General features: G+C 41.6%; 11 protein-coding genes. All 11 read right to left on the bottom strand.

The genetic code is table 11. The features are described 5' to 3' along the window. Window positions 1-238: 238 nt before the first annotated feature. Window positions 239-871 carry a hypothetical protein gene (locus MYS68_RS27740; RefSeq protein WP_248928931.1) on the bottom strand — a complete coding sequence of 211 codons (633 nt, stop codon included), beginning with the start codon at window positions 869-871 and terminating at the stop codon, window positions 239-241. A gap of 393 nt (window positions 872-1,264) precedes the next feature. After that, entirely contained in the window at window positions 1,265-1,480 is a 216-nt protein-coding gene (locus MYS68_RS27745; RefSeq protein ID WP_248928932.1) for a DUF4250 family protein, read from the bottom strand. A 96-nt stretch (window positions 1,481-1,576) separates the two neighbouring features. Beyond that, window positions 1,577-3,418, bottom strand: a complete 1,842-nt coding sequence (locus tag MYS68_RS27750) for a TnsD family Tn7-like transposition protein (RefSeq protein WP_248928933.1) — start codon at window positions 3,416-3,418, stop codon at window positions 1,577-1,579. Next, window positions 3,419-5,053 (bottom strand): ATP-binding protein, encoded by a 1,635-nt coding sequence (locus MYS68_RS27755; protein ID WP_248928934.1) that lies wholly within the window; start codon window positions 5,051-5,053, stop codon window positions 3,419-3,421. After that, entirely contained in the window at window positions 5,053-7,182 is a 2,130-nt protein-coding gene (locus tag MYS68_RS27760; RefSeq protein ID WP_248928935.1) for a Mu transposase C-terminal domain-containing protein, read from the bottom strand. The genes MYS68_RS27755 and MYS68_RS27760 overlap by 1 nt, the downstream gene beginning before the upstream one ends. Further along, complete coding sequence (locus tag MYS68_RS27765; protein ID WP_248928936.1) at window positions 7,166-8,014, bottom strand: TnsA endonuclease C-terminal domain-containing protein; 849 nt, start codon at window positions 8,012-8,014, stop codon at window positions 7,166-7,168. Before MYS68_RS27765 ends, MYS68_RS27760 begins: the two co-directional genes overlap by 17 nt. 153 nt (window positions 8,015-8,167) lie before the next feature. After that, on the bottom strand, window positions 8,168-8,380 hold the full coding sequence (locus MYS68_RS39185) for a tyrosine-type recombinase/integrase (RefSeq protein ID WP_420852167.1): 213 nt from the start codon (window positions 8,378-8,380) through the stop codon (window positions 8,168-8,170). Between the two features lie 53 nt (window positions 8,381-8,433). Then, on the bottom strand, window positions 8,434-8,883 hold the full coding sequence (locus MYS68_RS38660; RefSeq protein WP_275983529.1) for a tyrosine-type recombinase/integrase: 450 nt from the start codon (window positions 8,881-8,883) through the stop codon (window positions 8,434-8,436). A gap of 9 nt (window positions 8,884-8,892) precedes the next feature. Continuing rightward, window positions 8,893-9,054: a phage integrase N-terminal SAM-like domain-containing protein gene (locus MYS68_RS27775; protein WP_248928937.1), complete on the bottom strand. Its 162-nt coding sequence runs from the start codon at window positions 9,052-9,054 to the stop codon at window positions 8,893-8,895. A 381-nt stretch (window positions 9,055-9,435) separates the two neighbouring features. Then, window positions 9,436-9,840: a four helix bundle protein gene (locus MYS68_RS27780; protein WP_248928938.1), complete on the bottom strand. Its 405-nt coding sequence runs from the start codon at window positions 9,838-9,840 to the stop codon at window positions 9,436-9,438. Window positions 9,841-10,583: 743 nt separating this feature from the next. After that, entirely contained in the window at window positions 10,584-11,696 is a 1,113-nt protein-coding gene (locus tag MYS68_RS27785; RefSeq protein WP_248928939.1) for a hypothetical protein, read from the bottom strand. Window positions 11,697-11,735: the final 39 nt, after the last annotated feature.

Below are 11,735 nucleotides of genomic sequence, written 5' to 3' on the forward strand. Positions count from 1 at the left end.
ACACAAAATTTGCCATCTCCTTTTTCTCTAAAGATGCTCCTTGTTACAAATATTCCGAAAAGCATGTTTCCACAAAATTAATAAGGGGCGGCTCTTTTTGCCAGATTTTCTTGAAAGTATGCTCAGTGTTTGATATTGAATTTTATTTTGTCTGTATACCAAAAACAGATACAGGGGGTGATTACACTCCTTCGATCAAACAAAAAAGAACTGGTTTTTCGCCAGTCCTTTGTCGGGTTTACCCTTGCTCCTTCATCTCATCAATATAATCTATCAATGCCAAATCTTTTTCATAGACTTTGAACACGCCTGGGCTATTGGGAATAGTTATGTGTTTTCCAGTATATTGTTGCCTAATCGTTAGCATTTCTATCTTTATATTTGAGTTGATCGTTTTTACTTCCTCACCTACGATATCGTAGTGTCCCTTTTCAATGACTGCCAATATCTCTCCTTTGAATGCAACCCTATCTTCGAAGATTTCAACACGTTTCACTCGAACCGTTTTCTGTACATCAAATTCGCCACAATAATCATATTCATGTTTCCAGATATCCCATCCGAACGCTCCTTCTTTGCAGATAAGTAAATCATGATTACTTTTCCCAATCGAGTCCTTTAGTCTTGGTCCTTCCAAGAACTCATCATGTTCGTCCTCTTCAAACTTTACGAACCCATATTGTTCATCCAACTCTTTTTTAAGAGTTTCAATACTTGCAAATTCAAGCCCAGGAATAATTGTAGTTGATTCAAACAACCCCGTTTCAGGTGTATCGTACATATACAGTACGTGTTCGTAGCCACTATAATCAATTATTTCTTGGTGGTTACTCGTATTTTCTACCTCAATGTTGCTCTTAATATTATCCATTTTTCTTCGACCTCCAGAAGTCTTTACAATTATTATGTCGGTATTTTTAAATATCGACTTAATATTAAGGTACACCAACAGCAGAAAATTAGAAAATCCTATCCCCCACCTCTCTACAACCTGTCATGACATTGAACAACAACCGCCGCTCAATATCCTTGTATTCGCCTCATTCTGATCTACAAACTGCTCAAACCGTCTTGATGCTCTGGAAACAAAAATAACATAGAAGCCTGCCTCCTGTTTTCTGAAAAACTTCTATGTTATATGCGTAAGTACAGGGGAAAATAAAAGATAGGGAAGGGCATAGTATGTAATACAAGAACCTTCAAACCCTCCCCCTGTTCTTCATATTCTGATAATTAAAAAAAAGTCAAGAAAGTGGCGGATCTTTCACCCCGCCTGCCCCACTTCAAGCCTTACAAACTGATTCAAGTCTGGTACAAAGAAATATCCGTCTTTCCTCAACTCTTCTTTCAGATCTTCAATATCAATAAAAATATCCGCCGCTAACTCATTTAGAGAATTATATCGACCTGTACGCAATTCAGCATTCAAAAACTCGACTCGTTTTTTGATCGGATACTGATAAAACTGATGCCCATACATCTATTTATGCCCCCTATGTTCATTTGGTAGTTGCTATCATTTTACATAGAGGGCGTTTGAGTGCCTACTGTTTTAAAGTCGAAGGTAGGTTGAGCTTTAGTACGATAAAGTAGTTGAGGTATAGTCTTGTATTCTTATTAACTCTTCGATATCAGGTGGACAATGTTCAATTCGAATCGTTGCTTTCCGCAGTACCCTCCAAACGGAAAGCTCCTGTCCTTCTTGCTCCAACTCTTTTATTGCCCAATTTATCTTTCGAAGCCGGAACTGTTCATCGCTCTCCAAAACATTCTGCAACCATGCACTTGTCTTCGGCAATTTGTCTAAATGCTTCTCCAGCAAAGCCTTTCTGCCGATCATCAATCCAATTCTTCCAATCGTGATTTTTGGGGGCTTTGTATTCAGATTTAGTATTTCGCTAACTGCCGACTCAACCAATCGCAATATTTCATCGTCTCTTGCTTCCCAATCGATCCGTTGGTTTGTCGGCGGTGACGCTTTCTTTCCAGGTGAATTCGCTGTTAACCAAGCCTCATCGTTTCGATACAACCAACTATACAGCCGCTTATCCATTCTTCGAAGTTCCGTTTTGCTTTTTTCAGGGTGACTTTCCTGAAGCATGATCCACTTTGAGCGATATAGTTCTTTTTGCTGATCCTGAACTTTTTCTTCATTATATATATGCTGTTCGGTTTGCTTTGCATGTTTGATGATGGTATTCACGTCTGCATGCAGTCGTCTGGCTATTTCCCGAAATGATGTCCCTTGCTCCAGCAGTCTTTTCAGTTCTTTTTTCCAGATGTCCCCGTATTCTTTAACCCGTATCTTTTCATCATCATTATCAAGGCTTCTGGAATATATAAATCCGCATGAGCAGTGAAAGAAAGCCGTCCTTCTTTTTGTTGTTTCTCGTTTGTTAAACTCGATCTGCTCAATGACCCTTTGACCATAATGCTCTGCCGCTGGATTATGGCATTCCCATGGAGGGGAGCCAAATGTATCGGATTCATTTTTTCCGTAAAAGATTTCATCGAGGGTTAACCCTAAAAAATGAATGAGTAGCAGATGCCGCAAAGGATGAAAAGATTTTCGATTTTTACGGACAATCTCGGTGAGCCAATTCGAATCCCCTTGAACAATGGATTGAAACCTCTCCAAGATTTTCAATCCATAAAAATCAGTAAAATCTCTTCTTAATTTATTCTGATCGATCCGTCCTTTCAGAGTGGCATATTCCAATTGTATCAACCTGTTCAGATAGCGTTGTTGAAACCACTCCAAAGGTCGATGCGGGTATTTATTTTGAGTTAATGAGTAAATGGAGTTAAGAAGTAAACGGTATTGCCCATTTCCCTCATTTGACGTTGCCATTCGAACCGATTCCACTGGACATAAATCAATGTTTGATGCAGTAAACACATGTTTATTCACCTGCTGTACCGGAACTATGCTGTCCAGCAAATAGCATCCATGCTTTTCACAGATCGTAACACCAGGGATCTGGTGCAATCTGTGCCAATACATCGTTCCGTAATTTTTCTGATCGGAAAGACCACAGATAGGGCAATACCTTAAACACTCGTTTGCTTTAATGGAACTCGCCATTAATCCTGAGCAAGCGAATATTCCCTTTCCATTTAGACTCTTCATCAGGCTTTTTACTTTTCCGGCTTGTAGCGGCGGAAGAAATGCAGAATAAAATGGATATAAGGTATGTTTATCAATGATTTCAGACGCCGTGAGCTTTGAACCAATTGGCAGATTACTCACCAATTGATCGATTCCCGAAGGCAACTCAATTGATGAGCAAATCGATGTCGAACCAAAAAGCTCCTTTATCGTCGATTTTGGACTGATATTCCCCATTTGTATATGGAAACGGGCAATCCCGCTATACAATAGCTCATCTTCGTGCAAAGTGGGAAAAAAGGGAACCATTTATACCGCTCCTAAATCAAACTCAGTCTGTACGAATCCCGCATCCGTCAATGCCTGTATTGCCGAGATTCCGTGTTCCTTCCCCTGCTGAACAATCCTCCGAAGGTCATTTTTCGTTTTTTCCTCTGCCTCCTTTTCCCCTTCATCCCCTGTTACGTTTAGTTTGTATGCTTTCTGGACAAGTTCCTTTAATCCAAATTCTCCAGAACTTGAAGCAATTACTTTTTCAATACTGCTCCTCGCTTCTTTTTCCCCTACCCCCAAGATACTTAATCGAAATATCGCATCAGTCTTTAATTTTTCTGTGTTCGCTTTTTGTTCCTGGCGTTGTTTTTGAAAGTCATCAATCAAAGCACCTACCTCGACTTTATTCTGTTCCGCCGTAACGAAGCCCTCTATATTGATCGTATTAATATCGCCGTACTTCGCAATTTTCGCAGGATTGCCCGACCTCATGGCGTTAAGCATCGGTTGGACGAGCTTCAAGCTCTCTTTTGCAACTTGTGTAATCAGTTCAGTGGTTAACTCTTCTTTACCAGATGTAATAGCTCGAATTTGAGCCATAACGAACAATTTTACGGCAATATCGGAAATGCCACAGCTTTGCTCGTAAATACAATTGGATAGCTCAGTGGTAATAGGAACGGGCTTTCTTAGCCACTGGTATTCCCACATCCCTCGTAAAAATAAATTCCAATTCTGATCTTCCTTTTTCATGGGGAGCCAGATAAGATCGCCCTGTCCGCTACCTCGTCTTGCTTGACGGAATTCGGATTGTAGCACCGAAACAGCTTTTGGCGTTCCAATGAATATAAGAGGAATCCCACCTAATGTATTGGAAAGAGAAACAAAGAAATTAAGCATTTGTTCTCCGCCGCTGGATCTCGCATTCAAATTCTGAATCTCATCAATCACCAACAGCCCAAGGCAACTGTTACGGCATATTTGACTTACCACAGGAAGAAGCGATTGAGCTGATAGCCTGCTGTTTTTTCCGAATTTCGCAAAATAATCTGTGCCTAAAATGGCATCCATTTGAGCAAAAAAGTTATTCACGAGTCCCCGAACCGAGCTGTCATGTGGGCATTCCAACTTCAACCAGACAGTTTGCAATTGGTTAAAATGTTGCCCCTTGTAGATGGAATGGGCAACAACTTGTGGGTAAAGATGCAGGATTCTGTTCACTGTCGTTGACTTTCCCATGCCTGAAGCACCAATGATTGTAATTGTAAGTCCCGCCGCTGTCGTATTCTGAGAGAAGGCAACTCTGCCGCTAACAATATCCTCATAACCCTTTATCAAACTTTCGTTATGATGGGCGGCAAGGGGATTCCTGTTTATGTATCCTTGCCGAATAAGTCGAGAAATCCTTGATTCGAGATCGAGATGAACTGGAAGTGGTTGGAAGAACGATGAAAAGAGACGCTGAATCAAGTGGAAACGATAATGAGCATCCATCTGTCTTTCGCTCGGATCAAAATAAGGGTACTGTGCCATTGCCTGAATCACTTCAGATTTCGAAAGAATGGGCGGAAGTGCCTCCAATAACGGGTTATCCCGATAATCCATAATTTCCTGAGCGACATATTGTGCTTGCATCGCCCGAATCCCATTTGGTATTTGAACCTCACTCATCAAAATCGCTCCTCTTGCCTCTTTTGAAACAGGCTGAAATCCGCAAAGTAATCTTGTTCCGCTTCTACTGCGGGTATTTCAGTACCTTTGATTTGATTTTCATGCAAAACAAATGCTTCATTCTTTTGATGAACTTGCTTTTCAAAATTCCTATGGCTACGGATATCTCTTAACTTTTCTGCTTTCGAACCCCCAATATTCTGTAGGTTTGTTTCTTTTTCCGCCTCTTTTACGATGGATTCGATTTCTGTGAGTAAATCAACTTTGGGCTGAATAGCATTTTGGTTATGCTCAGTCCTTTGAATGTTCTCCATCGCCATCAAATAATTGACTTCCTCGATAGTCTTATCTTTGTATTTTTGAAGATGATCCAACAAAAAAGCAGTCTCATAGCCGCGTTCCCCTATACCTCGGATGTACAAAACCGTCATATCCCTTGGATCATAAGAAATCGAAATTTTCCAATTCCCTTTGTGTCTCGCTCGTTCAAACCATCGTTCGTGTATGACGGTCGGACTGCTATAATACATTTTTTGAAATCGGATGCCTTGAAACGTGACAGTGGCTTCATCCGTTGGCAACAGATGAAGCATTACAATATCTTTCGGGACTTCACGTAGCTTCCCGCTTCGATATTTAATCCCCCAATTCCAAAGAGCAAGCGGAACGCATGGAACATCATCTTCAATCATCATCTCTTGCCGATCATAATTGCTCAGATAGTGATGTTTGTTAAAATGCAACACGCACAACAGAATCAACTTCGTAAATTGTTGTAAATCAAGTTTTGCATCCAATCTATAATCTCGTCCCCCTCGCTGACGAAAATCTTCATTAATTGCACCAGGCAGAAGAGGCTTGACCAAATCAGTAGTAAGCCGAAAATGCCTTTCCAGAATTCCCTTTAAGTCTCCGCGATAAGAAGACGTGTTCTGGACGGTAATGTTTAGGTTTTGAATTATAGATTCTGCTTTCTTGGTAAACAGTTCGCCGCGATCTCCCATGATGGTTTCACACAAATATCTGGAAGGCCAATCTTCAGGCGAGATATCAATACCGAACCGTTTCATGTACTCCACCTTGTCCTCAACGGTATGGGCAATCGCCATCGCCGCTGACATCCAGCCTGCCTCCAAACCAATATGAACCCCAACGATCATGTGGCTAAACACGTCCTGAATATACGTCAAATGCGGTCTTCCGATTATCCAATTTCTGTTAAATCTTGAGACCAGGTAGATGTCGAAAGAAGTTCCGTCAATCAAATACTTACTTGCGGGTCCAATGGCTTCGGTCGTTGCTTTTCCTAAAACAGCTCGATGTTTAAGCTCATACTCTTTTGGGCTGTGCCTGGTTGAGATTTCCTTTCGTATGGAGTTTTCTTTTCGATAAAAATACAAAAACTGATCCAGCGTAGGCAGTGATGTATTATCGGCAACAACAGGAATCTTGATTCCGTTTTGTATCTTATAATCAGCCGAAAACCACTCCTTCACCATTTGTTCATAAGCGTATCGTAACGATCCTTTCCCCTTGTTGTAATAATATTTCTTTAACGCAAGGCGGAAAATTTGTTGAATGTTTTCCGTTACATTGATGCCATCATCTTTGTTTCCATATTTGCGGGGTCTGCCTCGTTTTGAACTGCCAGCCCTCTTTTCCTTGTTCTTTCCACCGCAATTTGAATACAGCGGCAGTAAGGCATTTTTTGTCTTCCCGCCTTTCCAATACTTCAGAAGCCATCTACCGACTGTTTTCTCGCTAATCCCATATTTTTTCGCCGCGTCATGAAGCAATCGATTTCTCGTCCTCGCAAAGAAAACGGCGGGTTCGTTTTCTGAACCTGCAATGGATTGAACCACTTCCCATGCCTGTTCTCGATGTTGCCGTTCCCTATCTGTCAAACCCTCTTCGAAAACGGGACGCATCAGCGGATCGGTTGCCAACAATTCAAATTGCCTTGCCCGTACTTCTTGCAATATGTCTGCAACTTTTCTTGGCTTAGGATACTTGTTTTCATAAATCGGAATGACAAAACAGTAGGTGCAAGTTTCGTCAAGCCAAATAATTCGCTCTACATTCTTCTCGTCTTGTCCGAGTTGTATCAGCGTATTAACTGCCAGTAGCATATGTATTCTCCCTTCCGCCACCGGATGCTCTAATCTGAATGGTTTCAACCGACGCATTCAGATCAATCGGGCAGTCCATGTCAATTAGAATCTGCTTTGTTGCAATTAAATGCCTGTACAGCAGGAGTCCCATTCCCCCTGGCGTTTTTAAATCCCGCTCAAACTGTTCAAGCATCTGACGAACACTGGCTCCCTTTGCCTGGAACCGTTCAATCAAATGAGGAAGATAATATTGAGGATGTTCCCCCTCCATCGCCCAACCATCCAATTGATAAGCAGAATGTACCCATTCGATATTTACTGAGCGTTGTTTTGGAAGAAGATTAGGGTTTATTAATTTCCACTCAATATTCTTCTCCTGCCAATACCGCCTGATCAGTTCAAATCGCTCCAGCGTGGATGATTTCTCCAATTCCTTCGGGTCTTTGATGCTTCTCGCTTTGTAACGAACACCTCCCCGACCATCCGACTCCGTTATTAAAAAGCTGGTAGTCAACACATGCGGCGTACCCGTTCTCCGATCAATGAGTTTGTCAAGCATACCCTCGTCGAACAAATAATTCATTTCGTACAAGTCAAGGAGGGGGTAATACTCACGGATATCCTGAACATCCGAAAACTCTAAAAGATAAAAATACTTCAACTCCTGATCAGCAAGAAAATGGTGGATTCTGTCCGTTTTCCATCCACGTATTCTTGTGACACGCCCCCTACTCGGCTGGTCATGTACCGTAAGCCAAGACTTATATTCCTTTCCCTCTCCGCTCCCTCTCCCTTCTTGGATAAAGCGTTGTAACTTTGAATCGTTCCATGGTCGTTTTTGAATTGCCAAATGTCATACCTCCCATTGCCCCATAAATAAAAAGTGCCACGTGTTTGTCCTATAGGCAACAGTCCCCGTTTTTTTTAACGTCACTGCAACCCACATCATCTTCATGGCACTGATTTTTTTCTTCTATAATATAGATCTTCCAACTACTTGACCTCATATTTGTAATCCATCAACCGCTTTTTGTTTATCCTCCGCACTACTATTGACATAAAAACGATAGACAACATCTATAGAGCTGTGACCCGAAAGCAAGCATATTGTTTTCGGATCAACTCCGCTTTTCACGAGTTGCGTACAATACGTATGTCTGGCGGAATGTGGATTTACTTTTTGCTCCAACTGGGCTTTAACACTATATTTGTCCAAGTTTTATTGATCGCCAGCCGCGTCAAAGCCCCCCTTTTTGTCCTATGAGCAATTTACTCGATTCCGAAGAGGGACGGACATCCAAATAATCTCTTATCGCATTTACAACGGCGGTTGAGATTAACCTTCCTCGATTTATTACCTTTCCCACTTCGTATCAGTACATAGCTATAATTATTCTTGCCGTTTCGCTCTGTCAAAACGAGATCATCTACGATATCAATGTTGACGAGTTCCGATACCCTGATGCCTGTTCCAAACAAGAGGTAGTAAATGCAAATATCTCGTTTATTGTTGTCCGCTTCAATGGTTCGCTTCAATCGATACATGTCGTGCTTCTCGACCACTTTGATTTCCCGATCTAACTCCACTGTATTCTTGAGCAACACTTTCGACAGTTTTATTTCTTCTTTGCAAATGCCAGCTCTCACAAGGAATCGCTGAAACTGCACCACACTTTTGAGCTTGCGATTGATGCTGGTCGGTTTAAGCTTTTTCTGCAAATTCAAATACTACCTATATTCCCGCACATCGGTTTCAGTAATTGAATCTGATTCATAACCCAATGATTCCTTCAGCCAATTTGAGAATTGTCGAATATCATTGATATAAGCCTGAACCGTCAATATACTTTTTCCGTCTGCCAACAAAGCTTTCTCAAATTTATCAATCATTACGTTCCCTCGCTTTCCAAAAGTGTTTTCTTCCTAACCCCAATCTTTAATTCTTGCCTCCCAGTCAATAAAAAAAGTGCTTTTGCCGATATTGAATGTGATTGCTTTTTTTTAAGCAATCACGTTCCTTCGAGCAAAAAGCACTTTATGTTCATGTAGATTTGATTCAATAATCATATTATAGTGATTGGCCCACCGCATGACAAGGTGATTTTCGCTCGCTTTATAACCTCTATTCATAATTCTTAGTTCTGTGGAGAGTTTTCTTCTCAGCAGAATCTTGTATATCCCAAAACTCCTACACTTTCAGACTGGTTAAATTCAAATAAGCCACATGTATCTTGATACATAACTTTTTAAGCCAAATACCGTTCCGCTTCCTTATCCTGCTCTCCTGTCTTCTCCTATTTCCGCCTTCACCTTTTTTATCATGGCGACCAGCATTTTTCGAATTTCAACCGCTTCGTTATCCAGTCGCTCGAAAGTCTGCTGGTCAATCAGCCCAGCATTCCGAGCCTCCTCCAACCACATCTGAGACTCCCCACAAGATCCGAGGCTGTTATTAATGAAGTTAATCTCTTTCTGCAAATACAGTTGCCCGTTACCTTCAGCAAGATTTGCCGCGACAGATGTCGAAGCCCTCAAAATCTGATTGCCGACAATTTTCCTGTCCTCCCAATCCCATGCCTTGACAATCTCCCTGATTTGACCGATCCAGTCCATAGCCTTTTGATAAACAGCCAGCCTTCGAAAATCCCGAACTTGCGGCTCCCGCATTGTTTCCATTAAAACATCTCCTTTCATCCCTAACCCCTGTCTCAATGTTAACCTGCTTCGCAAGAGCTATGTTGCGATTTTCGGTCGAACCACGTTCGAGCTAAGACCATGTGTGTGTATCCGACATCTGGGCAAACCGAACGGTCTTGATTCTGCCGCTTTATGGAATGTGAATCATTTCACTTTCAACTTTCGGAATACATTATCCTATATTTTAGCGACAAAACTTTTCGAAAAGCAGTGTGGACTTGCCACATCACTGATTGATTAGCGAATTTCTTTGTCGCCGCATCTTCCGGCTGACTGACAACGACAAGCTAAAGTTCACACTCGCCTTCGCGTAAAAGAATGTGTGTTGCCGCTTCTCTTGGCAACGAGAAAAAAGCTTTATTATGCTGACGTATTCAGTAAACAACTTACTGAAACATTAGAAGAATCCTCCATTTGTTAAAAAATGGTTGCATATATAAAGTGACTTAAATTATTGCTCAAAATCGTCAGAACGACATGCATTTTTGCCTTATCGCTCGGTGCGGGCCTTCGCCCGCCTGACAAAACCATGGAATTCACTGTTCGCTTTCGCGTTTTAGCTTTAATGCGAATACTCATCGCAACTGACATTTGCAAATTCGCTCAGTCTTTTGCAAACACCAGGCGATTCGCAATTTCGCCAGGCAATCAGAATTCGATTTTAGTGCGTTAAACCAAGAAAGAAAGTCGGTATTAAAAAAGCGAAGCATTGCATCTTCGCTTCAAAACGGTATGTAGTCATAATCCTCGTCAGACAGCAAATCATCATCGGTCTGCATGTCTGAGTCACCTTCTGCGGCAGTTATATCGGCTTGTTTTACAACGTAATCGGCAAGAAACACCTCTTTGGCTTTTGCATCTCCAAACAGCTTGATGACTCTCTCCTTTGAGATAAGACTTCCCCACACTCCAGCGGCTTGAAGCTTTTTCACGATCTCTTCGGCAGATTCCAATGTTTCTCTGTCATAATACGGCACACGATAAAAAGTGATTCTTTTGCCGCCCTTAAACCCATTGTTCGCCCGATACTCCAAAATTCGATTCGATATTTCGAGCAACTTGCTTGGGAGCTTGTCATGCGGAATCTTTATTATCAAACCGATGAGGGTGAGCATGTTCACCGATCTCGCGGCGGTAGATTGACTGATCCCAAGCTTTTCTTTTATGCGATTAGTCGAGGTAAAGAAAACGTGTTCATCCCGATAGGTGAATGCTCGAAACAATCCTTCTTCCTTATGGCTGTTCATGTATTCCAAAATAGGTCGATATCTTTGGATGAATTTAAAAACTTCGGGATACTCTTGTTCCAGTTCAGCTCTTCCGCCTCGAATATACACCAAATTGTTTTGGTACTTTTCAAATTGTTGAACCTTCCATTCATCCTTCAATCCCTCAAGCCCTACTATTTTTGCAAGTCTGTTTCGTGCATTTTGAAATGCATCCCCAGCTTCTTCATCGCCACAAAAAAGAATTTCAATGACATCGAAAATATTTAGCCCAATTGTGCCGCCAAAATGTGTTTTCGAAAAATAACGGTAGATCCCGATACTATCCTTCGAGATCCAGGCATCGTTGCCGACAATAAACTCGCAATGATACCAAACTTGTTCTTCCATATCCAGATTGATGAATATTTCGCCGAACAGGTTTCGTGTCTGGACATGCCGCTCAAATTCTCGGGTCGTCTTAATGTTTTGGAAGCTCTCTTTGTTTATGTTCGTCTTGAGTTGGAAGCGATGTATCCGGCCAGTCTGAATCAGATATTGTCTTATCATTCTCTTCTCATGGGTTTGTGGCTTTACGTTACCGCCGCTGAAGATGCTGTATATGTTCATCTTTCGGAACTCCTGCGATCATAATTGCTGTACCACAAT

Origin of the sequence: Paenibacillus hamazuiensis (assembly GCF_023276405.1) — a bacterium.
Taxonomy (GTDB): Bacteria; Bacillota; Bacilli; order Paenibacillales; family NBRC-103111; genus Paenibacillus_AF; species Paenibacillus_AF hamazuiensis.